18 protein-coding genes and 4 pseudogenes are annotated in these 23,795 nt (G+C 56.8%); 14 read left to right on the top strand and 8 right to left on the bottom strand.

The genetic code is table 11. The features are described 5' to 3' along the window. Positions 1-2 precede the first annotated feature (2 nt). Positions 3-2,900 carry a Ti-type conjugative transfer relaxase TraA gene (gene traA, locus KYK83_RS01570; protein WP_213175709.1) on the bottom strand — a complete coding sequence of 966 codons (2,898 nt, stop codon included), beginning with the start codon at positions 2,898-2,900 and terminating at the stop codon, positions 3-5. Positions 2,901-3,073: 173 nt separating this feature from the next. Between traA and KYK83_RS01575 the strand changes: the two genes are divergently transcribed. Then, positions 3,074-3,379 carry a conjugal transfer protein TraD gene (locus KYK83_RS01575; protein ID WP_213175710.1) on the top strand — a complete coding sequence of 102 codons (306 nt, stop codon included), beginning with the start codon at positions 3,074-3,076 and terminating at the stop codon, positions 3,377-3,379. Beyond that, positions 3,357-3,635 carry a conjugal transfer protein TraD gene (locus KYK83_RS01580; RefSeq protein WP_225899782.1) on the top strand — a complete coding sequence of 93 codons (279 nt, stop codon included), beginning with the start codon at positions 3,357-3,359 and terminating at the stop codon, positions 3,633-3,635. Before KYK83_RS01575 ends, KYK83_RS01580 begins: the two co-directional genes overlap by 23 nt. Before the next feature lie 28 nt (positions 3,636-3,663). Here KYK83_RS01580 and KYK83_RS01585 read toward each other — a convergent pair whose 3' ends face one another. The 5 genes from KYK83_RS01585 to KYK83_RS01605 all read right to left on the bottom strand — a co-directional run bounded on the left by KYK83_RS01585 (position 3,664) and on the right by KYK83_RS01605 (position 11,434). Beyond that, the gene (locus KYK83_RS01585; RefSeq protein ID WP_213175711.1) at positions 3,664-5,838 is read right to left on the bottom strand and encodes a DEAD/DEAH box helicase; all 2,175 of its coding nucleotides are present in this window, start codon (positions 5,836-5,838) and stop codon (positions 3,664-3,666) included. Next, positions 5,835-7,139 (bottom strand): ATP-binding protein, encoded by a 1,305-nt coding sequence (locus KYK83_RS01590; RefSeq protein ID WP_098106756.1) that lies wholly within the window; start codon positions 7,137-7,139, stop codon positions 5,835-5,837. Before KYK83_RS01590 ends, KYK83_RS01585 begins: the two co-directional genes overlap by 4 nt. Positions 7,140-7,142: 3 nt before the next feature. Then, entirely contained in the window at positions 7,143-9,662 is a 2,520-nt protein-coding gene (locus tag KYK83_RS01595) for a tellurite resistance TerB family protein (RefSeq protein WP_222826955.1), read from the bottom strand. A gap of 62 nt (positions 9,663-9,724) precedes the next feature. Further along, positions 9,725-10,642 (bottom strand): nucleotidyl transferase AbiEii/AbiGii toxin family protein, encoded by a 918-nt coding sequence (locus KYK83_RS01600; protein ID WP_160682560.1) that lies wholly within the window; start codon positions 10,640-10,642, stop codon positions 9,725-9,727. 3 nt (positions 10,643-10,645) lie between these two features. Continuing rightward, a complete protein-coding gene (locus KYK83_RS01605; protein ID WP_098106762.1) occupies positions 10,646-11,434 on the bottom strand; it encodes a type IV toxin-antitoxin system AbiEi family antitoxin in 789 nt (262 codons plus the stop codon). Positions 11,435-11,844: 410 nt separating this feature from the next. Between KYK83_RS01605 and KYK83_RS01610 the strand changes: the two genes are divergently transcribed. Further along, positions 11,845-12,051, top strand: a complete 207-nt coding sequence (locus KYK83_RS01610; RefSeq protein WP_009802104.1) for a helix-turn-helix transcriptional regulator — start codon at positions 11,845-11,847, stop codon at positions 12,049-12,051. Then, entirely contained in the window at positions 12,048-12,242 is a 195-nt protein-coding gene (locus KYK83_RS01615; RefSeq protein ID WP_098106764.1) for a helix-turn-helix domain-containing protein, read from the top strand. Before KYK83_RS01610 ends, KYK83_RS01615 begins: the two co-directional genes overlap by 4 nt. Before the next feature lie 172 nt (positions 12,243-12,414). Here KYK83_RS01615 and KYK83_RS01620 read toward each other — a convergent pair. Next, positions 12,415-12,978 (bottom strand): annotated as a pseudogene (locus tag KYK83_RS01620) (IS3 family transposase); the annotation flags it as partial. Here KYK83_RS01620 and KYK83_RS01625 point away from each other — a divergent pair. The 4 genes and pseudogenes from KYK83_RS01625 to KYK83_RS01640 form a co-directional block, all read left to right on the top strand. Beyond that, positions 12,974-13,495 (top strand): annotated as a pseudogene (locus KYK83_RS01625) (IS21 family transposase); the annotation flags it as partial. The pseudogenes KYK83_RS01620 and KYK83_RS01625 sit on opposite strands and share 5 nt — an antisense overlap. Next, positions 13,485-14,264: pseudogene (istB, locus tag KYK83_RS01630) on the top strand (IS21-like element helper ATPase IstB). The pseudogenes KYK83_RS01625 and istB, both read left to right, overlap by 11 nt. A gap of 65 nt (positions 14,265-14,329) precedes the next feature. Beyond that, positions 14,330-14,512, top strand: a pseudogene (locus tag KYK83_RS01635) (integrase core domain-containing protein); the annotation flags it as partial. A 312-nt stretch (positions 14,513-14,824) separates the two neighbouring features. Further along, a complete protein-coding gene (locus KYK83_RS01640; RefSeq protein WP_098106014.1) occupies positions 14,825-15,481 on the top strand; it encodes a TetR/AcrR family transcriptional regulator in 657 nt (218 codons plus the stop codon). A 277-nt stretch (positions 15,482-15,758) separates the two neighbouring features. Here the strand turns inward: KYK83_RS01640 and KYK83_RS01645 are convergent, their stop codons facing one another. Continuing rightward, complete coding sequence (locus KYK83_RS01645; protein WP_098106015.1) at positions 15,759-17,390, bottom strand: AMP-binding protein; 1,632 nt, start codon at positions 17,388-17,390, stop codon at positions 15,759-15,761. A 240-nt stretch (positions 17,391-17,630) separates the two neighbouring features. Here KYK83_RS01645 and KYK83_RS01650 point away from each other — a divergent pair, with 240 nt between their 5' ends. From KYK83_RS01650 to KYK83_RS01675, 6 genes are all read left to right on the top strand, one after another. After that, positions 17,631-18,932 carry an aromatic ring-hydroxylating oxygenase subunit alpha gene (locus KYK83_RS01650; protein WP_222826956.1) on the top strand — a complete coding sequence of 434 codons (1,302 nt, stop codon included), beginning with the start codon at positions 17,631-17,633 and terminating at the stop codon, positions 18,930-18,932. A gap of 72 nt (positions 18,933-19,004) precedes the next feature. Beyond that, a complete protein-coding gene (locus KYK83_RS01655; RefSeq protein ID WP_248284218.1) occupies positions 19,005-19,493 on the top strand; it encodes an aromatic-ring-hydroxylating dioxygenase subunit beta in 489 nt (162 codons plus the stop codon). Between the two features lie 205 nt (positions 19,494-19,698). Then, positions 19,699-20,718, top strand: a complete 1,020-nt coding sequence (locus tag KYK83_RS01660) for a thiolase family protein (protein WP_222826958.1) — start codon at positions 19,699-19,701, stop codon at positions 20,716-20,718. Between the two features lie 2 nt (positions 20,719-20,720). Beyond that, the gene (locus tag KYK83_RS17590; protein WP_119587920.1) at positions 20,721-21,125 is read left to right on the top strand and encodes a Zn-ribbon domain-containing OB-fold protein; all 405 of its coding nucleotides are present in this window, start codon (positions 20,721-20,723) and stop codon (positions 21,123-21,125) included. Positions 21,126-21,169: 44 nt separating this feature from the next. Then, a complete protein-coding gene (locus KYK83_RS01670; protein WP_222826959.1) occupies positions 21,170-22,840 on the top strand; it encodes a class I adenylate-forming enzyme family protein in 1,671 nt (556 codons plus the stop codon). Positions 22,841-22,925: 85 nt separating this feature from the next. Continuing rightward, positions 22,926-23,777 carry an alpha/beta fold hydrolase gene (locus tag KYK83_RS01675; protein ID WP_222826960.1) on the top strand — a complete coding sequence of 284 codons (852 nt, stop codon included), beginning with the start codon at positions 22,926-22,928 and terminating at the stop codon, positions 23,775-23,777. Positions 23,778-23,795: the final 18 nt, after the last annotated feature.

Here is a 23,795-nt window from a genome sequence, read left to right on the forward strand (position 1 = left end):
TCCTAAATGCCCATGTCGAAAGCGCGGGTGCGCTCGCGGGTGAGGGTTGCGGTCAGTTCTTTGGCGATGCTGCGTTCGGGCTTCGGATCGATGCCGAGTTCGCGGGCCTTGCCGCGCAGCAGACCTTCGACCTGCGGATCGCGTTCAAGCCCCTTCAACAGTTCGTTCTGCTTGGCCGATACTTGGGCAGCGCCTGCGCGGTCGCCCTGTTGTTCAAGCTGCTTGCGCGCCGTGCTCAGACCCTGCCAGTCGCTGACAAAGCGCTCGGTTCGCAGCGCCGGATCGGTGCGAACGGCGGCTTCGTGCTGCATGGCGCGCATGGCCTCCTGGCTGCGTCCGCCTGCGGCCTCTGCGATCAGCGCAGGACGCCGCTCAAGTGCATTAGCGAGATCGGTGGCGGCATGGGGCCGGATCGCGTCGAGGGCCTTTTCTGCCTTCTCCAGCGCATCCTTCTGGTGCGGGAGAACGGGCAAACCTTGCGCCTGCATCGAGCCGAGATCACCAAGCGCGCGGGCGTAGCGTTCGACCGCGCGGCGCTGTTCGTTTTGCGTGTTTCCCTGCACCGGCAGCGGCTCAAGCTGTCGGGCCTGCGGACGGAAATTCCCGAAGATGGATTTGGCCTTCTCCGGCACTTGCCAAACTATCTCCAAGATTCGCTCGCGGAAGGTGATGCCGCGTAGTTCGGCGAAAGCCTGCTCGGGCTTGTAATCGCCCGCCATGTCCTTCCCGCGCTCGCGGCTCAGCGTGCGGACAAGTTTCGACTGATCGGCAAAGTCATCGTGGCCATAATGGAGCGCGAGCCCCTCGCGATGGCGCGACATGGCGACATAGGCGGAATGACTATCCATACCCGGCGTGGCGAGTAGATGGGCACGATCCACCGTGATGCCCTGCGCTTTGTGGATCGTGGCCGCGTAGCCATGATCGATGTGCGCGTAGTCCTTGGTGTCGAAGGTAACTTCGCGGCCATCATCGGTGCGCACGGCTATTCCTTGTGCGCTAGCCTTCTCCACCGTGCCGAGCGTCCCGTTCTTCACCCCAAGCCCGCGCTCGTTGCGCAGAAAGATAATACGGTCACCCGATGCGAACTGGCGCTCGCCGCGTGCCGCCTTGATCGCGGCATCTGCACCCAATGCGCCAGCCTCACGCATCTTTCCGCGCGCCATGTCGTTTAGCTCGCGCGCTTCGTCATTGGTGTGGGTGAGGATGATGCGGCTGTCGTCTGGGGCGGTCCTCCGTTCCTGATTCCAGCGCTCGATCAGCGCCGTCCGTGCATCCGCGCGCGTGTGGGCGGCATGGACCATGCCGCGTTCCTCGTAGGTGCGGATCGCTTTGCCGGTTCGGCCTATTGCAAGCTGCCTGGTCGCATCCTGCTGCCATGCGGAAAGCTGGCGGCGAACCTCGCTGATCTCGACCCCTCCTTGGCGTTCGTGGATTGCCCGGAACGCCGCACCTGCTTCGATGGCCTGAAGCTGCTGCTGGTCGCCTACCAGGATAACCTTCGATCCAGCTTTCGCGGCATGGGACAGTACGCGCTCCATTTGGCGTGTGCCGACCATGCCCGCTTCGTCGATGACGAGCACATCCCTGGCGGTGAGTTGCTCGCGTCCTTTGCCCCATTGGTGTTCAAGGCTGGCGATGGTGCTCGATGCGATGCCGGAACCGTTCTCCAGCCCCTCGGCGGCGATGCCGGACAGGGCTGCGCCGCGCACAGCGTAGCCTGCGCTTTCCCACGCTTCGCGCGCCACTCCCAGCATCGCGCTCTTGCCGGTTCCCGCATAGCCGACCACGACCGCGAGGCCCTTGCTGTTGGTTGCATGTTCGAATGCAGATTTCTGCTCGCCAGAGAGGACCAGGCCGCGCTTGGCCGCGCTGACAAGCGCGGCGTTTCGTTGCACATCATTGACGGCGTGACCGGTGCGCTGCGCCAATGCGTCTGCGGCGCGATACAGGCGCTGTTCGGTCTCGATCATTGCCCGAGACGTGAAGCGATCCTGCCCGCGTCCGTCCTTGCCCAGCGCAATCAGGTCGGGCGATGCGCGCACCGCATTGTAGGCGGCATCGAACTGATCTTTGCCGTCGCTATGCCGGTGAACGAAGGCGGCAAGATCGCGCCTGGTGAAGGTCGCCTGCTGGTGGGTGATCGCATCCAGCGCCAGCGCCGGGTTGGCGATGATCCGCTCACCATTGCGCTGGGCAATCGCGCGGTGTTCCTCGATACGCTCGGCTTCCAGTCCACGCCCGCCAATGCGTGAGGCGGCAGGGCCGATCTTGTCCTGCGGCTCCAGCGCAATGCCCTGCGCTTCCAGGCTGCGGTGATCGATCCGCGCATCGATGTCGCGTTCCGCCAACGCGCGGTTCACATGATCGGCCCAGCGCTCACGCCATTGCTCGATCAGCGCGGTCTTGTTCCAGTCGCGGACCTTTGCGCCAAAGCCGTCCTTTGTGACCTCGCGCCCAATTTCCCGCATCGTCAGCATGACATGCGCGTGCGGCTTGGCCTTGCCATCTTCGCCGATATCCCAATGGACATTGAGGTCGGCGATCATGCCCTTCTCGACGAACTCGGCTTTGACGAACTCGCGCGCCAGCTTGATGTTGTCCTTCTTGGGCAGCTCGCGGGGCAGGGCGAATTCGACCTCGCGGGATAGCTGGGCATCCTTGCGCTTTTCGGCGGCCTCGACTGCGTTCCACAAGGTGGCCCTGTCGGCGAAGGTTTCAGGCGCGCCTTTTGGCAGCATCACTTCGGAATGAAGAACGCCTGCCTTGTTGGTGAAATCATGGGTTCTGTCGATCCGCTCATCGTGCAGGCGCTCGCCCGCGCGATAGGCCGCCGCCGCAACGGCGCTGCGTCCGCTCGACCTTCCGATGATCTTTGCGCTGAAGTGAAAGATTGCCATGACGGCAATCCAGTTACACCGCAAAGCCCGCGTCGGCACGACGTATAAGCGCGCCCTCTCATGATAAAATCCTGATCGGGACTAGGCGGGTTCACACTGTCCCGGCGACCTTACTGCATTGGGAAAGCTCACCGATTATCATGGCTCCATCACATCAACGATGGAGACTTCTCTTGCGCAAACCCCGCGATTTTGATTCGGAACTGAAGGCGCTTGCCGACAAGGCAAAGCAGCTAAAGGAGCGCCGCGTACGCGACCTTGGAGCGTTGGTGACGGCAACCGGAGCCGACGCGCTCGATGCCGATATCCTGGCAGGCGCGCTGCTCGACGCTGCCGCCAATACCGACAAGGCAACCGGGGAGGGCTGGCGCAAACGCGGCGCGGCCTTCTTTCAGCGCAAGCCACGAGACACTGCGAACGGACCTGGCCAGCAGCCGGAAGGCACTCTCCCGTTCGATGGCGGCGCGGCATCGGCTTGAGGCGGCAAAGGCACGGACCGACATGCGCGAATGGCAGGTCAAGCGCCGCGAGCGGACCCGGCAACTGATCGAACTGGGCGGCCTGGTCGCCAAGGCCGATCTGGTCGAGTTGACTGACGATGATCGCGCCGCGCTCTACGGTGCGTTCCTCACCGTCGCCGCCAAGCTGCGCGGTCCGGATGGTGCGCAGGCGCTGGTGCTGTTCCGGCGCAAGGGCAAGCGGGCGTTTGAGGCTGAGCAATCGAATGATGGATAGGGGAGCAGTCCGAACGGCAATTGGTATGCTAATCCCGTCCTAAAATTGAGCGGGTCAACTCAGCCAATCCGCTAGCGTCTAGGTGAGCGGACAAGGCATCTCTTTGCAGCAATTCCTCCGTCAAGTGAGGATGGAATTTCTCGAACAACAGGTTCGGCGAATGCGCAAATAGGTCCACCTCTTTGCCATCTGCCAGGCCCGAAAGTGCGTTAATCAAATCCGGGCTTTCGTCCTTTCCGAACACTTCGAGAAACCCGTCGTGTGTCTGCACGGTAAAGCCGCTCGCGCGAAGGGCGAGTGCTAGGGTCGTTGTCCGAACGGAACCCGTTTTCGTCGCTATGACAGCAGCTTTGTCGCTGAGTTGCGCAATCCTTCCGGGGTTAAATTGCAGCTGGCCGTGATGGCTGCGCGCCTCGTCGAGTAGCTCCAGCGCTGTTGCATCAAGATAGATCGGGCGCTTCTGTCCCTCCAAAACATCGAACATTCGCTCGATCACGCGGTCGTGGATGTTGCCAAGGGTCGCCCCAAAAATGGGCGGCACTCCGGCTTTGGCCGGTGCAACCAAAATGACACGATCCCGGTCGAGAACTTCCTGCACCAGCCAGCGCCTACCCGAAAAAATGAGAAGCATTCCCGGCGCGATCATGTTGTCGATCGGAAGTGTCCCAAGCTCCTTACCGCCGGAAATCAGCCGGTATTCCTCGGGTGTCTGAAATACGGCGTAGAAGCTATAGTGCTCAACCAGCTTCTCGCCATTGGCACCGAGCAAGAGAAGGCCATCGCTGGCTTGCTCAATGAGCGCGACCTCGGGTTGCCCGAGTGCTCGCAAGACATCCAGAAACAACTGGGTATCGATCTGGCGGAATGGTCCGCTTTGGCAGAGAATCCCGTATAGTTGTTGCGCACGTATTCCGCCCCTCTCGGCGATCACCGAGAGGATTTGGTGAACTAGGGTCGAAAGGTGCAGGGCCTCGCGTTGCGGCGGTTCGCACCAGCCTTCCAAAAGCAATTCGATCATCGCAATGGCCCGCACCATCCCAAGGCGAAGACGATCCGAAAAATTGCTGGTAGGCGTGAGCTTCGCCTCGACTGTGTATTGCCGAAGGATGGCTGGCTTGCCCGGTCGCCGCCCTGATCGGCCAAGCCTTTGCCTGAGCGACGCGACGCTGAATGGTGCGCCAATCTGGCCGACACAGGTCACATCGCCAATGTCGATTCCCAATTCCAGAGTGGAAGTGCAGATGGCAGTCGTCGGCGCAGTACCATCTTTCAGGCGGCGTTCGACGAAGTCTCGATGCTCGCGCGATAGGCTGGCGTGGTGAGGGTAAAACTCCTGCGGCAGATGTTCCTTTTCGCAAAGTGCGCGCAACCGATCTGAGTAGATTTCAACTGCCTGACGCGCACCGCCAAAGACAAGATTGTCGCTGCCTCTCAGGTGCTCGAATAGGTGCTGCGCAATGGCATCCGTCGCTGAAGGGCCTTCATCGTCCTTGTCACCAGCAACGTAGCCCCGGAGCTGAAGCTGCAATTCGGCTGCCCCACCTTCGGCAATGATTTGTTCGACTTCGCCAGGGCTGTCAGGACGAAGATAAACCTTCGCCAGTTCCATATCTCCGAGTGTGGCCGACAAACCGACCCGGCGAATAGGTCTCTTGAGAGCAATTTCGAGACGCGTGAGAAGCGAACGCATCTGGATGCCACGCTCACTGTCGAGGACCGAATGCAATTCATCGAGAATGACTGCGCGCGTTGCGCCAAACAGCCTCGGAATCTCCAATCCGCGTCGAATGAATAGCGCTTCAAGGGACTCCGGGGTGATAAGCAGCACGCCCCTCGGTCGCTTGGTAGCCTTAGCCTTTACCGATGACGAAACGTCGCCATGCCACGGGGTGATAGGCATGTCTGTATTGCGACAAATGTCTTCAAGTCGCCGCGCCTGATCGGTGATGAGCGCTTTCAGCGGCGCGACATAGAGAACATCAAATCCGGAGTCCTCACTGGGTTCGTCGAGCACCTGCGACAGTAGCGGGAGAAATGCGGCTTCAGTCTTGCCTCCGGCGGTGCTGGCGGCGACAATCAGGTCGCGATTGCCGTCCATAAGCACGTGCGTTGCGCGCGCCTGAATATCGCGCAATTCCTTCCAGCCTTGCTGACGAATCCTTTTCTGGATTGGTCGAGCCAGCTTGTCGAACGCCGTGCTCACAGTCGGAAGCTGGCTAGCTCGTCATTCTCAGGGACAGCGCCAACGCTCTCATCCACGTCGCTCATGTCGTCACCAGAATCCTCCGCCACGTCGAGCTCTTCGATGAGGTCCGACCATTCGACGCCGGGGTTTTGTTCGAGCACCGCCAGAAGATTCACGAATGCCGTGACCGTGTTCCGAGGGGTTCTGAAATAGGCCTCCCCGATCCTGTCCGAACAGTGCGCCATAAACGCTTCCAAGGCGTTGTCTGGCAGGATTGCTTCATCGCCCTGCATAACGGCGCGAATGTTGGCCAGAAGCACGAACAAATCTTCGGGCGTGAGGCTGGCTAGTCGAATGACCGGCCCGGAGAGATCGACCAGTCCGTCACGCGCAAAGGTGTTCTCTGCGAGGCGAGACTGGAGGGCTTCATAGCTGTAGAGGCCGCGCCGCGTATTCATGAGGAATTCCGGCGTTCCTCCCATGAGGAACCCAAGGTTCTCCGCGCTGCCTTGGAGCACGTCGTTCAGAATGCGCAGGATTTGCTCATAGTTGGCGTTGCGTGCTTGCGATGAAGTCAGCTTGTAGAGGTTGACCATCTCGTCAAGGCCAACGAGCAGGCCCTTGTAGCCAGCTTCACAGACAAAGGCCGACATCAGTTTGAGGTGGTCGTAGACGCTGGCGTCATGGACGATAGTGCGAACACCAAGAGCCTTGCGAGCATCCGTTTTGGTTGCAAATTCGCCGCGCAGCCATCTGATCGCCGCCGATTTCAGCTCTTCATCGCCGGTTTCGTGCCCCTCCCAATACCGGCGGATCACCTGCGCGAAGTCGAAGCCTCCAGTCAGTTCTTCAAAATGGGCAAGGCGCTGGCGAATGATGTCATCTGTCGATTGTTCTTGCGCCTCGGCATCGTGCTGGGCCTGGCTGATAAACCGCTCGACAACATTCGACAATGCACCTCCATCTGGCTTGGTACGGGTTGCAAGATTTCGCGCCATCTCCGCGTAGAGGCCCCGTGCTTGCCCGCCGGTCGCGTGGATGCGGCGATCCGGGGCAAGGTCGGCAAACATGACGACCAGCCCCTTTTCGAGCGCGACAAGCCGGATCAGGTTCATGAAGAAGGTCTTGCCGGAGCCATACTCGCCGATGATGAAACGAATGGCTGAACCGCCATCGGCGATCCGGTCCATGTCCTTGACGAGTTCCTCGATCTCACGAGCTCGTCCAACCTGGATGTGCCGAAGCCCCAATTTGGGAACAACACCGGCGCGTAGCGCCTGAGCGATGGCGTCGCGTTCGCGCGGTTTCAGTCTCGACATGAATTAATCCCCCTTCGCCATCTCGGCTCGCAACGTATCGGCTATGTCCGGCGATACGTCATATCCGTCATATTCATCGAGCAAGGCCTCATCGAATTTCTCGAAAGCCCACTCGTTGACTACCTCAAGCGCGCCAGAGGGCATGAGCCCTTGCTTACTGGCGATCTCGTCAAACTCTTCGTCAGTCCAGTGATCGCGCTGGATTATCTGCTCTACAAGCATCGCGTGCTTGGGATCGAGGCCAGCCATTAACGATGGAAGAGCATGTGTTGCGGCGGCCTCGTCGCTCACGTCTTCGTCGGCCGAGAAAATCTCGCCCAGTACGCTTGAAACGCGCTCGGTGTCATTTCGAATAGCGGCAATACGCGCTGCATCGAGCGAACCGGCTTTGGCTTTCGGCTCGTCCGGTATTTGTTCGCCTGGTGCTTCAGCTTCGGCGGCTTTGACGCGAACAGGGCCGTCTGGCACGTCGCCAGCATGGAGGTCGGCGTAAACGAGGCCAGCATCGATCCCCAAAGCCTTGTAGATCTTCTCGATGCAAGCCACTTCTTCAGACTGAATCACGCTGTCAGCGTGGGCAATCGCGACAACTGCCGCGCGCAGGGCTAGATGATGCTCAGCGTCCGCATCTTTCAGCTTGCTGCGCAGCCATGACATGTCTGGCGGAACATCGAGATACCATTCGAGGTTGGCGTGAAGCCGCTTTCTTTCAAGCTCAGTCAGGCCGCTAACAGCATCGATCTTTTCACGGAGTGCCCTGCGTTCGGCTTCCACAATTTTGCTATCGGCATGTGCGACGAAGGTCGCCAGCGCTAGTTCGAACAATTCGGTTCGATAGGCCGGGGATACGTCTTCAAGCTGTTCGACCGGCTCGCCGAGTTCGAAGATCACAACGGGTTCGTCGATCTTCGGTCCGCGCAGCGAGAATCTTGGGTCTGGAGCCATACCGAATCCGATACGGGCGAGTGCATCTGCTGCGCCGGTGAGGTTCCGCTTGCCAAGCTTCTCCGGCGTTTCTCCTTCTAGGCGCGAGATCACATCAAGTGCTGGGACCAACCCGCCTGCGGCTACTTGTTCGCGCGCCCAGTCTTTGAGTTTTTCCAACTCGTCTGATGGGAACAGACTCCAAAGCTCAGCGGGTAGCAGCGCCTGTGCTTCAATGGTCCCCCGACCATCTGGATTTCGTCCAAGATATCGGCTGAACTTGTCGAGTTCATCCATAGCCTCATCTGCGATCTTCTGCGCCTTCTGCATTGGCGACCGCAAATCAGACACGTTGGGGATTTGAGCTTCTCGGCCGCCTTTCGCGCTAAGATTAACCGAGCAGTTGAATTCGCTGGAGGCGGCGCGATACATCATAGCCAGCATTTTCCGAGGCGCTCGCACTTTCAAGCCATCGGGATGCAGCGCTCCGAACTTAAGCTTGAAGAGTGCTCGGAACTCTTCGTCACAACGCTCGGCAGGCGTGCGGAGGCGGCGTTCTGGATAACACAGCAACCACAGGAGGACCCAATCTGAGTCCAAGGCTTCGCCTTCGGAAATCATGCCTCCGAGGGCGAGCTTCAACAATAGGGGCAAATCCCAGCTGCGATTCTCCAAAATCGCCTGCTTTAGGGTGGGGTCGTCTGTTGAAAAGCCACCCAGTGCCGCCGCGCGGGCGATATTGAGGAATTCACCGAGATACCTTTGTGCGGAATGGTTGTGAGAAAAGAGGATCTTGAGGCGCTCAACCTCCGCTACGATTTCCTGCTTCTCATCCTCAGATGGCTGTTCGACCAGATACCGCCGCTCCAAGCCATAAAAGAACAGGAACATGTAGCCGGGGTCGATCGTCCCGTCTTGTCGCCCATCCGCAAGCCAATTTAGATAGGTGGCTCGGCAAACAGCCGGGATGTTCGAATAGCCCGGCCAATATGACATGTTAACGCCATTCCTGTCCGATCCAACCTGCGCGACGGACAACGATGGATCGATGTAGGCTCGACAGCTCTCGCCATAATGGGTTGAGCCGATGCGAGGCGGTTTGCCGACATAGACCATCCCATCGATCGTGCGACCTGCAATGGTGACGGATTGCCCTTTGCGCACCCAACCTTGGTGATGGCCTTGCGATCTCTCCGATGAACCTTGCTTTGGCCTCTTTGCTTCAGGCGAAAGCTTCTCTTCTTGGTCCGACCGACGCTGTAGTTCTGCAGATCGGGGCACTGCTTCCGCTGCAATTTGTGCCACGTTTCCGAGGTGGGGATCAAACTGAGCTAGCTGATCCGGTCTCGAATTCGTAGACGCTCTAACTTCGCGCGAAAATGGGGGAGATTGCAGCTTTTCAGGGGCGGTCGTCTCAGCAACTCGCGCGCTTCGACGCTTTTCGTACCACCAGACAAAAGCAATCGGCGCGAGGAGTGCGAACAATGCTTCAAGCGCATCGGGTAGACTGTCCAATGCAATTGCCGCGATTATTACGCAAACAAAGAAAGAGGCGACGTAAAGCCCGATAATGCGGATGATTTTCCAGACAATCGACATGCGCACTGCCTGCCATTTTGCGGATGAGAGGTCACGCTGATTTTCGCCAAGCGCATATTCGGTCAGCCGAGAAGTACTTTCTCCAGAACCTCGATCAGCTCTTTCCGCTTCTCAGACAGCATCTTTTCCAGATTCCGCTGCTTCCACAAGACTGCTGGCAAGTGCCTTGCTTCCGGTATGCCGAGAAGTTCCCAATTCGGGTCACCGCGCTTGAAGCCGATCAGGAACTGGTGGTGCGCGTCTGGCATCTCGCCAACCATTGTGGCGACGAGTGCCTCGCGGGTAGCCTCTAGATCGGCAAGCTCGACATTCTCTTGCGTCATGCCGACAAATCCGCGCTCAAATTCCTCCGCCAGCGGTTTGTGGGTCGGAGCGAGCACCTCGGCCATCGGGCGATTGTGGCTGATGAGGTAGACGAGGAATGCGCGCCGCAGTTCGTCACTTATTTCTTCGTTCGCCAGCAGGTCTCGCACGTCGAACAGGTCACGCGGGTGCTGGCGGTCCAGCGCCGCCACGATCTTTCCCGCATAAAGGTCGGGGAAGGAAACAACCTGCATTTCGGCGAAACCGAACGTGTCTTCGACTGCGGGAACGACGCTCATGACCACGGGGTCGTAGACGGTGCCACGCAAGACAGGCGTGACTTCGATCTTGATCTGCACACCTTCAGAGCGGACGATGAGCTTGGTGATGATGTTATCGCCTGCTGAACGTGATGGAGCGACCGCCGCGCCCGGTATCCCGCCTTCGATCCGCTCCTTGATCCGCACCATCGCCGCGTCGATAGCGGCGAGTGATGAAGCGCGATCCTCGACCGGCAAGTAGGTCAGGTCGATGTCAACCGAGAGGCGCGGCAAGTCGCGCACGAAGAGGTTGATCGCCGTGCCGCCCTTGAGCGCGAAACACTGCTCTTGCGCCACGAACGGTATGGTGCGGATCAGGAGGGCAACCTGCTGCCGATAAGCGTCCTGGAAGGCCATTTCCTATTGCCCTCCAAGATCGGCGGGCACCGTGATGTCGTATTGCGGATCGAGCTTACCCCCCTTCACCAGAACCCGTTTTCCGGAACCTAAATCGATCTTGGCCAAGTCGAGTTTCGATCGCCAAGCATGGCGGTGCCGGTCGGCAAAGAACAGGAACAGCCGCTTCACCTTGACGCTGGAGCAGGCTTCGAGAAGAGTTTGCAGGCGACGAGGGCTGAGATCGCTCAAGCCTTCCATTAAGGCATCGACCTGATGAAAGCTCTCATGCCTGGGCAGTTCGTCGAGCAATTCGAGAACGGCGCGCTCCTTGCTCGAATAGCGAACAGGCAATTGCACGCCAGCGGCACTATACATGGTAGGGCTTGGCAATGGCGGCGTGTCGGCATCTGTCGGAAACAGGCGCAAGCTGTTGTGCCATGCGAATGTCACTTCGAGCGGCAAATCACCCAGCCAGGTTGGCGGTCGTGTCGGTCCGTATAGGTGAACTGTCTGGACGTTTGCTGAAAGGTAGTGGGCATAGCCTTGCTGTTCGAGCGCGGTGCGACCGCCAACGGTCAGTGGAAGGTCAAGCATGGTCTGGAGCGAGATTACGACCTGCTGCCAGGTCATAGGCCCGCGTGAACGGCGATAGACCCGTCGCGCTGGGCTATCCAGCCAGCCGGAACTTACATACTGGCTACGCAGCGCGGACGAATAGCCATTGGCCTCCAGCCAGGCGGCATCGACCAGAAGTCCTTCCGGGAGCTCCTGCTGGAGTTGGTTTAGCTTGCTGTCCAAACGCGTAGCCATGCTTAGTGTTTTGCCACTTGTGTAAACTCGTGTCCAGTTTGAAATAACCTCAAAAGACTAAGCTTAACTTAGCGTTCTGGCAAAGAATCAAACCGCCTAACCAAGCCGACTGCGCGAAAGAAGACATGATTCGTGCGCGAAATCCGGCAACGCTGGCGCGGAAATCCGTCGCTGCCGTCGCAAATTCGCGCGTGCCAGCCGTAAATTCGCGTCGAACGAAAAAAATCTCAAAACCAAGGGCAACGGAGCGGTTTGTCCGTAAAGGTCTCGAACCGTCCATAGTCGGTTCAAATCGTGCAAATCGTTGAAGAATTGCCCGAATTCCAACTGAACCGGGCGCTTGCGCCTTTCAGAAAAAGTTCTCATTATGTTCCGGAGAGGGGCTGCCGATACCAAAGAGAGAATGCCCCATGTCGAATACCGAACGCATCATCCGCCTCAAGACCGTGCTCGACCGCACCGGCCTTTCCCGCTCCACCATTTATCGTAAGATCGCAGAGGGCACGTTTCCGTCGCAGGTCAAGATCAGCATCCACGGCGCGGGCTGGCACGAGTCTGCCATCAATCGCTGGATTGCCGATCCCGCTCACTATCGTGAAGAGGAACCAGCAGAATGAGCGGCCATCAAACCGTCGAGCCGATCTGCGTCCGGATCAATGACGCTGCCCTTATGATCGGCGTAGGGCGCACGAAGCTCTATGAGCTGATTGCGACGGGCGAACTCGAAACCGTGAAGATCGGCAAGGCAACGCGCGTCATTACCTCCAGTTTGCATGACCTGGTCAAAAGGCAGCGCGCTTCGAACTGAGCCGCCTGAGCAAGAACGTGGCTCTAAAACTTTCCTCCGGTTTGGATCGCAGCATCCCTCACCTGTGCAGCATAGCGCACAAGGGATGATCCGAGCGTCAAACCTTGTATGGAAACATGGGACATCTCCGGTCTGCCAATCACCGAAGTTAACGCCTTTGTGACCTGCCCCATCAGGGTGGTCCAACGGTTAAGTTAGAGTTCCGGCGGTTATGGTCGCCCTGCTGGGCGGCCTGAAGCGTAGCGTAAGGTAGTCTAGCAGGGCGATGCAAGATCGTTTGTGGTGCGGGCGGCTTGTATCCGAGCGATGAGTGCGGCCGGATGGTGTTGTAGTGGATGCGCCAGCGCTCGATCAGGATGACCGCTTCCTTGAGGGTGTAGAAGATCTCGCCGTTGAGCAGTTCATCCCTGAGCTTGCCGTTGAAGCTTTCATTGTAACCGTTCTCCCATGGTGATCCTGGCTCGATGTAGAGCGTCTTCACGCCGATCCGACCAAGCCAGTCGCGCACGGCGTGTGCGGTAAACTCAGCCCCATTGTCCGAGCGGATGTGATCGGGCGGACCGTGCCGCTGGAACAGCTCAGTGAGCACCGCCAGCACGTCATCGCTCTTCAACTTGCGTTGGACATGGATCGCCAGGCACTGCCTCGTGTGCTCATCGATCACCGTCAGCATGCGGAACACCTTTCCGTCACGCGTGCGATCCATGACGAAGTCATAGCTCCAGACGTGACCAGGATCCTTCGCGAGCCGGCCCGTAAGTCTGCGGATCTATCCCGACCGTATTGTCATCGCCGCCGAAGGGCAGGTGCTATGCGAACATCGGCGGCTTATCACGCGGGCGCATCATCTGCGGGGCCAGACAGTCTATACTGGCGGCATTATCTCGCAGTAATCCAGCGCAAGCCCGGAGCCCTGCGCAACGGCGCCCCCTTTACCGGGATGCCCGATGCCTTCCGCCAGTTGCAGTCACACCTTCTCAGCACCCCGGCGGCGACAGGGAGATGGTCGATATCCTCTCGCTGTTTCTGCATCCCGATGAGCAGGCGGTGCTATGTGCGGTCGAGCTGGCGCTGGAAGCCGGCGTTCCCACCAAGACCATATCGTCAACCTGCTGCATCGGCTGATCGATGATAAGCCGAGCAGTGTCGAGGTGATCGATGCCCCGCAGGCGCTCAGCCTGAACCGCGAGCCAAAGGCCAATGTGGCACGATACGATACCCTGCGCGGAAAGGATCTTCGCCTTGCGTCATGATCCTGCCAGCGCGGCTGTGGTGGTCATGCTGCGTGGCCTGAAGATGTACGGCATGGCGCAGGCTGCCGACGACCTGATCGAGCAGGGAGCCCCAGCCTTCGGTACGGCGGTTCCGATCCTTTCCCAGCTGCTCAAGGCCGAGGTAGCCGAACGCGAGGTTCGCTCGATCGCCTACCAGATGAAGGCCGCCCGCTTCCCGGCCTACGTGGATCTGGCCACCTTCGATTTTGCGTCCAGCGAAGCGAACGAGGCCATGATCCGCCAGCTCCATCGCGGCGAGTTTATCGATGGCGCCCACAACGTCGTTCTGATCGGTGGCCCGAGCACCGGCAAGACCCATATCGCCACTGCGCTGGGAGATTAGGCAGTCGAGCACCACCGCAAAAAGGTGCGCTTCTCTTCCACGGTCGATCTGGTAAACGCGCTGGAGCAGGAAAAAGTGATGAACAAGGCTGGCCAGCTTGCCGAGCGGCTTCTGCGGCTCGACCTCGTGATCCTCGACGAGCTTGGATATCTGCCGTTCAGCCCGTCAGGCGGGCATTGCTGTTCCACCTGCTCAGCAAACTCTACGAGCGCACCAGCGTCGTCATCACGACCAACCTGAGCTTCTCGGAATGGGCCAGCGTGTTCGGCGATGCCAAGATGACCACTGCATTGCTCGACCGACTGACCCCATCACTGCCACATCTTCGAAACCGGCAATAACAGCTTCCGCTTCAAGGCATCCGCTGTCAAGAGCAAACAGAAAAAGGAGACCACACAACACTAGACCAAATCCGAAGCCGGGAGAAAATAACCCTCCCGCAACCCGGGTCACATCTCAGCGAAAATCAACAGGCGCAGATCGAGGCCTTCGTTGAGCATTACAATCACCAGCGCTACCATGAGAGCCTGAGCAACGTGACGCCCGCAGACGCCTACTTCGGCAGAGCTCCAGCCATCATCCAACAACGAGAAAGGATCAAACGCAAGACCATCGCACATCGGCGCTTGCAGCACCGCAAGCTTGCCGCCTAACATCAACCCCAGACAAGGCCGACGCTTCGCTAATTTACGCCGCGAATTGTGCCAGATGTTCTGACGACTGACTTGGTTGGGGTGTTTTGTTCACGCGAACCTCTGGGCGCAGCCGTAGATTTATGGCTGATTGAGCTTGCCTGATGGTATCATGAGTGCATTGCCGGTATGACATCCTTGCAATATCCCGCCTCTATCTCGCGAGCAATAGCGGTTTCCTGCTCCGCTCTGTTCGTCCGTTTCCGTGTCAAGACTGAAAAGACCACTAAATGATGCATCACCTAGACCAAAAAGCGATACGAAAGGCCGATAATGGCACGTCAAAATCTCGCCTGTGATAGTGAGCCCAACCTCCGCCGTGAACAGCTCTTACAGGCGGCGGCGCTGCTCTTCCAGAAAAATGGATATCAGGGCGCTACAGTGAGACAGATTGCAGATGCTACGGGCCTGACCTCCGGCAGCATCTTTTACTACTTTAAAAGTAAAGAAGACTTGCTCGAAGAAATAATTTCGCAGGCGATGAAGTCTGGACTGCAAATTGTTCACGAACATCTTTCAACCGCAACGGGCCCCTTGTCTAGATTCCAGGCTCTCGCCCTTGCGCACCTTACGGCTATAATGGGACCGTTGGGTTCAGCTCATGAGGTCTCCTTTCGAGATTGGAAATTGCTTTCTCCCGATGCAAGGGACCGATTGCGCACAGTCAACCAACAGTATCGCGAGGTGTGGATGCAGGTTCTGAACGAACTCAAATCAAATCAGTACCTGCTCAGCGATCCAGAGCGTTGTCGGCTTTACATGCTTGCTGCACTGAATTGGGGCCCCGCCCGAAAAAACCTCACAGAATCTTCTCAACTTGCAAGTGCCGCCAACCTCTTCTGTTCAATTGCGCTCAATCTAGATGAAGAAGAGTTTCATAAACTTTGTGCTGCGGAGAAGAGCGGCGACAAGCCGAAAGACGTAGATTGATGTAGAAATAAGAGGGTCTTACTGTTTTTGCGCTACAGATCTAGCGCGGACCCATGCATCCTTCAGCGAGGCTGACATGATCCGCAATTTTTCCAATCTGCATCCTTGCACAAGAGAATGACCCTGCCTGGAACCGGGCCCCACGCTCAAGCGCTGGTAGAGGGTCCAGGACCGGGCTGGCGCATTCATTCCATCTTGACCGTCGACGATTGAAGCCATCGCTTTCTATCCCGATCCGCGCTCAACAAGACGCTCGCCAATTTCTCACGCAAGAAATTCAAGAAAAGGGTGACAAGGCCTTCGCCTTCTCGCGAAGTTCGTATTTCTGGATCTTTCCTGTGGCTGTCTTGGGAAGCTCTTGAAGAGTGACGCGGGTCGGGCATTTGAAATGAGCGAGATGGTCTCGACAAAAGGCAATAATCTCGTCGGGGTCAGCGCTTTTGTTTGCGACAGTTTCGATGAAAGCGTGTGGCGTTTCCCCCCACTTTTCATGGGGGGCGGCCACTACCGCTGCTGCGGAAACAGCGGGATGTTTATATAGAACTTCTTCTATCTCAATGCTGGAGATATTCTCTCCGCCGGATATAATGATATCTTTGGAACGATCTTTGATCTCTACGTAGCCGCCGGGGTACCAGACGGCCAGATCGCCGCTGTGGAAATAGCCGCCAGAGAGCGCTTCCCGTGTTGCTTCGGGGTTTTTATAGTAACCAGTCATTACCACGTTACCTCGGAACATGACTTCCCCGATCGTCACGCCATCTTGTGGAACCGGCAGCATTGTCTCGGGATTTATTACAGCTATCTCTTCCACAACTGGGTAGCCGACGCCTTGACGCGCCATCAGCGTGGCCTGCTCGTCTTGAGATAACGCATCCCACTCCGGGTGCCATTCACAGACAGCACAGGGTCCGTAGACTTCAGTCAACCCGTATGTATGTGTGATATCGAAGCCGGTCGCACTGGCCTTGGCCAACAAGGACGAGGGGGGCGCAGCACCCGCCGTCATAATGGAGAGGGGTGCCCGCTCAGTGGTGATTGCGTTGGCGGCATCGACCAGCATTCTCACTACGATCGGCGCCCCGCACAAATGTGTAACCTTGTGCTTCTCAATCAAATCGAGAAGCGCGTTGGGATCGACCCCGCGAACGCAAACATTCACTCCCGCCTGCAATGCGATTGTCCAGGGAAAGCACCAGCCATTGCAATGAAACAGGGGAAGGGACCAGAGGTAAACGCAGAACCGTGGCAACCCCCACGAAAGCGAGTTGCCTATTGCGTTCAGATAAGCCCCGCGATGATGAAGTAAAACGCCTTTGGGATCACCGGTTGTGCCAGAGGTATAGTTAAGAGCGATCGGATCAAGTTCGTTCAGATTGGGCGCTGGAAGATCGGTGATCGCCTCGCTCAGGAATTCCTCGTAGGATAATTGCGCAAAAGTAGGTTTGCTGCCGCTCGCCGCGTCCTCAATGTCGATCACCAGAAGGTTGCGTGTGCAATTGGAAATCGCTTCACCGGCAACCTTTGCATAGTGCCGGTCGACGAGGAAGACTCGCGTTTCTGCATGCTCAAGAATGAAAGCAATTGCATCGGGGTCAAGACGCGTGTTGATCGCATTGATGACACCCCCCGCCATAGGAATTCCGAAACTGGCCTCCAGCGCAGCGGGAATATTATCTGCCAAAATCGAAACTTTCTCGCCGCTTTTAACGCCTCTTCCGGCCAGAGCTCCAGCCAGATTGTAGCAGCGGTTTGCGAATTGCGCCCAGGTCCAGCTACGCTCCTCAAAGATCACAGCCACATGATGACCAAAGACTTGTGCGGTGCGCTGTAGAAAGCTCAACGGCGTCAACGGTGAATAATTGGCCTGGTGACCGATATTCTCTGGATTCCCGCTACCCTTCGTCATTCCGATCTCCCTAAAAATCGAATATAGTGATATTTTTCGCAAAAATTGCCGATCTGAATATACAGATATATTCACTAATGGCTTCAGCCACGGTTGCTCTCTTTCCCTCGCTTATCTCCGACAAGTGACGGGCGGAGGCCCCTTGACGAGCTGTTAGGTGCGACCTAGCTTCTAATCAAGCGCTCGATTAGCGATTCGACATCCATCAGGCGGCGTGCAACAAAGGACAGGAGGCTCAAAGTGCTAGATAATTCCAGGCCATCCGAAGGAATTCGCTTCGAAGAACTGATTCTCGACGACCGCGTACATTCTACTCTCTACACCGACAGCGAGGTATTCGAGGCCGAGATGGACTCCATTTTTCGCAATGGATGGGTCTTCATTTGTCACGATTCGGAAATTCCCAAGGCGGGCGATTTCGTAAGGCGTAATGTGGGGCGCGACCCGGTTTTTGCCGTCCGCGGTCGTGATGGCGAGATCTCCGTCATCGTCAATCGCTGTGCGCATCGCGGCAATATCATCTGCCAAGAGGAACGTGGCAATGCCAAGGCGTTTGTCTGCCAGTATCATGGTTGGGCTTACGACACGAAGGGTGGACTTGTTGATGTGCCGTATCCAGCCGGTTTCAAGGGCGATTTTTCTTGTCACGGTCTGGAGCGTCTCGCGAAAGTGGACAGCTATCAGGGTTTCGTGTTCGCAAGCTTTAACCCCACTGTGCCATCGTTGGGCGACCATCTGGGTCGCGCGACAGAATTGATCGATCGTGCGGTCGAGATGTCGCCGGTAGGGAGGATCAATTTATCAGGCGGTTGGGTCCGCCATCAATTGAACTGCAATTGGAAGATGCTTCCAGAGAATGACACCGATGGCTACCATGTGAACTTCGTCCACCCTTCCTTCGCGCAGGCTATCAGATCCAATTATGACGAAGCGGTGCTGCAGGATGAGGAAAGTCTGAAATCCGAGGCAAAGGACTGGGGAAATGGTCACACTGAGCTGAACTTTTCGCCGTCATATTCCCGCCCGCTCGAATGGTTTGGCTGTGCAGAGGATAGGTATCCTTCTTATTCAAAAGCCCTCAGGGAAGCGTACGGTCAGGAAAAGGGTGATAAGATATTGCTCGATGGGCCGCCGCATGCGGTAATTTTCCCCAACCTGTTCCTCGGGGAAATGAACATCGTTCGGTTTGAGCCCGTCGCGCCGGGCGTAGGCCTCCACATCCACACGCCGATGTATCTCGAAGGCGTGGATGACGATGTAAATCAGCGGATCTTGCGTCAATCAGAAGGGGCGTTGGGTCCGACGGCATTTTTGCTCGCTGATGACAGCGTGATCGCGGAGCGGACGCAGCTCGCCTTGGCCGGAAAGGGTGGCTGGCTTGATCTCAGCCGTGGCGCCGAAAGAGAGGTAACTGACGATAATGGTGTCGTAGTGGGCCATTTGACCGATGAGACATCCAATCGAGGGTTTTGGCGACACTACAAGCAAGTGATGCAGGGTCCAGATCAAAGTTCTCCGACCGCTGCTGCTGCCGCCGCTTGATATCGAAGCCTCAGGATTCTCTAGCGACTATTCAGGTCGACCTTGATTCCCCAAGTAAAAAGATTGCGAAAAATGGTTACAATAGAAGAGCGCCTGCGGGTTGAAGAATTCTTGTTCAAGGAGGCGCGTCTCGCAGACGAATCGCGCTATTCGGAATGGGAGGCTCTGGCAGAGGATGACATGCATTACTGGGTTCCTGCCGAGGCGGGACAGGATCCGGATGATGGTCGGATTTCTATCCTCAACGACAACCGCACCAGGCTGGCCACGCGTATCCGCCAGTTGAACACCGGTGTGCGGCATGCGCAGGTTCCACCTTCTCGTATGTGCAGGATCATATCGAACGTTGAAATCGAAACAATTGCTGATGGTGAGTATTTCGTTCGTTCGAATGTGGTTCTCTACGAATATCGCATTCAGGCAGACAAAGAGATGGAAGTTTGGCCTGCGCGTGTCGAGCATAAACTTCGAATGCGAGATGGCGAGATGAAAATGTTCAGCAAGCACATCCTCCTGCTCAATTCTGAAGGACCGGTGCGGGGTCTTTCATTCATCATCTAGGGTCCGTCGACTAGTTTTTATGGAGCTTGGTTTGGGAAAAGTGAAGGCAGTCAGAAAATTCGTAGCGAAGGCCGCGATTACCGGGCTGGGGCAAAGCACTTTTTCCCGCGAACCGGGCTCTTCGCCTAGGGCGCTTGCTGCGCAAGCCTGTCTCGCAGCGCTGGCTGACAGGTCAGCGGGAGTGGACATAATTGATGGGCTGCTGTTGAACAGAAGCCCGATCGAGCCAAGTGAGGTTCTACCACTGCATCTTAAGCGCGATCTGGGTCTTGGCGATCTGTCATTGCTGGCGAGCATTGAGGCAGAAGGCAGTTCGGCAATACAGATGATCCAGTATGCGGCGCTCGCTATCGAAGCTGGTGGCGCAAGCAATGTCTTGTGCGTTTTCGCAGATGCTCCTGTCCGAAGCGCCGGGGCGGCCAAAACCTATTCTGGCTCGATGGATCTGACTGGCCTTCCTGGTTGGGATGCGAGCAGCGGTTTGCATGGCGCGGTCGGCGCATTCGCGATTTCTGCGCAGCGGTATTTTCATGTTTATGGAGCTGATGACCGGGCTCTCTATGCTGCGGCCTCCGCCGACAGGGCTTGGGCATCGCTTAACCCGCAGGCGTTTATTAGAAGGCCACTGGGGGAGGATGATTACTTCAACTCTCGCTGGATTGTGGAGCCGCTAAGGCTCTTCGACTGTGCCTTTCCGGTCAACGGCGCGGTTGCCGTAATCGTCAGTTCGCTGGACGAAGCGGACAATTGCCCTAAGCAGCCAGCCTACCTCCATGCGTTCGGACAAGGTCATTCTGGAGCGCGCAACCTTGCCGGCAATAGTCCTGAGACGCAGACCGGTGCCGAAATTGCTTCAGCTAAATTGCTTGAGACACTTGGTGCCACACCGGCACTCTACGATTATTGTGAACTGTATAGCCCATTTACAATCACCTCGATACTTGCACTCGAAGGGTATGGCCTGTGCCAGCCTGGCGAAGCACCAGACCTTATTGCCAGCGGCACGACAAAACCGGGCGGGAAGCTTCCAGTAAATACCGGAGGAGGCCATCTTTCCTCCTACTATCTGCAAGGCATGACTCCGGTTCATGAGGCCGTGGTTCAAGCCCGTGGCGATGGCGGGGAGCGTCAGGTGCCCAAGAACGATATCGGACTTGTGACCGGCTTTGGCGGAAGGATGGAATATCATTCGGCGATGACCATCAGTCCGCACAGGGAGCTATAAAGATGTCGGGCGGCGGTAGCAGTATCCCGAATGCAGTCGACGATCCGTTCTCGGGCAAGATCCGCCAGCTTGCGGAGGCGGGGCGACTATGTTGCCTGCAATGCGCGGACGGTTGCGGCGTGGTCGATTATGCCGCGCGGATATGCCCGAAATGTGCCGGTCCACTTGAGGTCTCGGAAACAAAGGGCTTCGGGGAGATATATTCTTTCGTCATATATCACACAAAATACGATCCGGAACTCGATCCTCCCTATACTACCATTCTCGTCGAGCTTGATGAGGGGTGCAGGCTCACCGCGTTACTCGAAGATGACGGTTCGGGTGCGCCTACGATTGGGGATCCAGTAAGTTTCAAAGAAATTCAGAACGGCAGGGTTTGGTTCCAATCATGCCGATCAAATAACTAATAGAGCAAGTAAGTTGTTCATCAAAACTAAAACACGAGGTTGTCATGGGAAGAGTTTCAGAGGCAAGAGATCAGTTCCCCAAGGACATTGGATGCGATCGGGCGGGGCAAAATGCCACCGAAGACGTGAATGTCCAGATGTTGCCGCGTGAATTGATACGTCGAACCGGAAGCAATAATCCGAAAAAGGTCGCCTATGTCTGCGGGGACCGCGAAGCGAATTGGGGTCAAATGGATGCTCGCTCGGATCGCATTGCGGCCGTCCTGCTTTCGATGGGATGCCGTGTCGGCGACGCGGCTGCCATGATCGCTCCTGAATGCATTGAGGTTTATGAACATTTCTTCGCCTGCATGAAGACGGGCGCAATCCGGGTGGGAATAAATCGCAGATTCACTCCTACTGAAATGATTCATGTGCTTAGAGATTCCAACGCAAGGTATCTCTTTGTTCACGCGTCTTGTACTGATCAAATTGAAATTATCAGAGACGTTCTCGATGAGCTCGATATTGGGGTCATCGGTTTCGGCGGTGGTCATAATTTCGCGAGCGACCTTGATACATTGACGGATGCCGTAGCCTCAGTGCCGGATATGCCCTTGCTCTCATCCGAAAATCCGTTGTTCTACAGCTATACTTCGGGAACTACCGGTGTGCCAAAGGGCGCTGTTTTAACCCACGGTGCGGTGACTGTCACAATACTTCATGCGCTGGCGGAATTCGGCTTCGTTCGCGATGATCGATTCTTCCTTCCAACCGGAAATGCCTGGGTTGCTGTGGTTCTCGCGTTTCTCGGTCTTGGCAATGGAATGACGCACATTATTGCTGATGGCGACTATGATCGGGGCACCTTCTTCGATACCGTGAAAGAGAAATCGGTCACGGCATTTCTTCTCGCTCCGACAATGCTCAAATGGGCACTTGAGGACAACAAGGCGACGCCGTTCGATCTCTCCTCCGTCCGCTTGATTGTCTATGGCTCCTCCCCCGCTTCTCCGCACCTCATCAGGAGCGTGCATGAGACTTTCGGTAAAGACATGATCAATGTCTATGCGCTCACCGAGACGACTTGGGGCGGGGTCTCCTTCCTCTCGCCGGAAGACCATCGGCGTGGTCTGAGCACAAAACCGAAGCTGCTTTCTTCAGTCGGGCGAGTTGCGTCTCATTTTGAAATTTCAATCCGAAGCGAAGACGGGCAACCAGTGGCCGTTGGGGAGCCCGGTGAAGTTTGGCTTCGCGGGCCCACGGTTATGGCCGAATACCTGAATCTGCCGGAGCAAACGCAAGAAGTGCAGAGTGAGGGTTGGCTCCGCACGAATGATATCGGCTCGCTAGATGACGAAGGCTACCTATATCTTCTGGATCGACAGAAGTTTCTCATAATTTCCGGGGGAGTTAATGTTTATCCCGCTTCCGTCGAGGAAGTGATCGTTAAGCATCCGGGTGTCGCGGATATTTGCGTTGTGGGACTGCCTCACCCGGAATGGGGTGAAGCTGTTGTAGCGGTTGTTCATCGCGCTGATTCCCATCCCGAGCTGAGCCACACTGAATTGATCGAGTTCTGCAGGGACAAGCTCAACCGTCCCTCGGTTCCAAAGCACATTGTCTTCACACAAGAAGACTTTCCGCTGACGACAAACTTCAAAGTGCGAAAAAATGATGTTCGCAATCTGCTGATGTCGAGGCCGCAGGACATACCTTGGGATCTCGAAGGGTGAAATAGATCGGCAATCCGAAGGTTGGTGTTGTTGCCTTCCTGAACGGCTTGCACTGTCAGTAATAGAAAAGGATTGGCTTAAAATCATGGTAGATGCGAACCAAGAAGCCGCGCGCGCAGAAGTTGGCCAATCATTAGACTTTGGAGGATCCTCGACGAATTATCACGATGTCGGTGAAGGCCCGCCGGTTCTCCTTGTTCACGGTTCTGGCCCAGGGGTCACCGCCTGGGCAAACTGGCGTCTGAATATTCCGGTCCTTGCCGAGAGTTTTCGCGTCATCGCGCCCGACATGTTTGGTTTTGGCTATTCTGACAGCAAAGGCCGAATTCAGGACAAGCAGGTCTGGGTCGATCAATTGGCCTCCCTTCTCGATGCGTTGGGTATCGACAAGATTTCGATGGTTGGAAATTCGTTCGGTGGGGGGGTCACACTCGCTTTCATGATTGCGCATCCTGATCGGGTCGATCGTGCAGTTCTCATGGGGCCAGCAGGTCTGAATTTCCCCATCACCCCGGCGCTGGACAAGGTCTGGGGATACGAGCCATCGATTGAAGCGATGAGAGAGTCTCTCAAATATCTCGCCTGGGACCATTCTCGCCTGACGGACGATCTAATTCAATCACGTTACGAGGCCAGCATCCGTCCCGGCATGCTGGAACCCTATCGCGAAACCTTTGGTGGCGAAGATCGCCAGAGCAATGTCGCCATGCTTGCCAGTCGCGAAGAGGACATCGGCAATATCGAGCACGAGACGCTAATTCTTCATGGAATTGCCGATCAGGTAATACCGCTGGACTCAACCGTGCGTCTGGCCGGCCTGATGAAGCGAGCAGATCTTCATCTGTTCTCCGAATGTGGTCACTGGGTCCAGATTGAACGCCTGGCGAGCTTCAACCGGATGGTGACGGAATTCTTCAAACACGGCCTCAAGGCTTAATTAGAGAGGAGATCGATC

This window comes from Qipengyuania pacifica, assembly GCF_019857205.1.
In the GTDB taxonomy this organism is placed as follows: domain Bacteria; phylum Pseudomonadota; class Alphaproteobacteria; order Sphingomonadales; family Sphingomonadaceae; genus Qipengyuania; species Qipengyuania pacifica.

Bases quoted from the DNA above. Each gene is read 5' to 3' on its own strand.
- KYK83_RS17590 (WP_119587920.1), top strand. From the start codon at position 20,721: ATGTCGGGCGGCGGTAGCAGTATCCCGAATGCAGTCGACGATCCGTTC.
- KYK83_RS01655 (WP_248284218.1), top strand. From the start codon at position 19,005: ATGGTTACAATAGAAGAGCGCCTGCGGGTTGAAGAATTCTTGTTCAAG.
- KYK83_RS01590 (WP_098106756.1), bottom strand. From the start codon at position 7,139: ATGTCGAGACTGAAACCGCGCGAACGCGACGCCATCGCTCAGGCGCTA.
- KYK83_RS01605 (WP_098106762.1), bottom strand. From the start codon at position 11,434: ATGGCTACGCGTTTGGACAGCAAGCTAAACCAACTCCAGCAGGAGCTC.
- KYK83_RS01600 (WP_160682560.1), bottom strand. From the start codon at position 10,642: ATGGCCTTCCAGGACGCTTATCGGCAGCAGGTTGCCCTCCTGATCCGC.
- KYK83_RS01645 (WP_098106015.1), bottom strand. From the start codon at position 17,390: ATGACGAAGGGTAGCGGGAATCCAGAGAATATCGGTCACCAGGCCAAT.
- KYK83_RS01670 (WP_222826959.1), top strand. From the start codon at position 21,170: ATGGGAAGAGTTTCAGAGGCAAGAGATCAGTTCCCCAAGGACATTGGA.
- KYK83_RS01595 (WP_222826955.1), bottom strand. From the start codon at position 9,662: ATGTCGATTGTCTGGAAAATCATCCGCATTATCGGGCTTTACGTCGCC.
- traA (WP_213175709.1), bottom strand. From the start codon at position 2,900: ATGGCAATCTTTCACTTCAGCGCAAAGATCATCGGAAGGTCGAGCGGA.
- KYK83_RS01615 (WP_098106764.1), top strand. From the start codon at position 12,048: ATGAGCGGCCATCAAACCGTCGAGCCGATCTGCGTCCGGATCAATGAC.
- KYK83_RS01610 (WP_009802104.1), top strand. From the start codon at position 11,845: ATGTCGAATACCGAACGCATCATCCGCCTCAAGACCGTGCTCGACCGC.
- KYK83_RS01580 (WP_225899782.1), top strand. From the start codon at position 3,357: ATGGCGGCGCGGCATCGGCTTGAGGCGGCAAAGGCACGGACCGACATG.
- KYK83_RS01675 (WP_222826960.1), top strand. From the start codon at position 22,926: ATGGTAGATGCGAACCAAGAAGCCGCGCGCGCAGAAGTTGGCCAATCA.
- KYK83_RS01640 (WP_098106014.1), top strand. From the start codon at position 14,825: ATGGCACGTCAAAATCTCGCCTGTGATAGTGAGCCCAACCTCCGCCGT.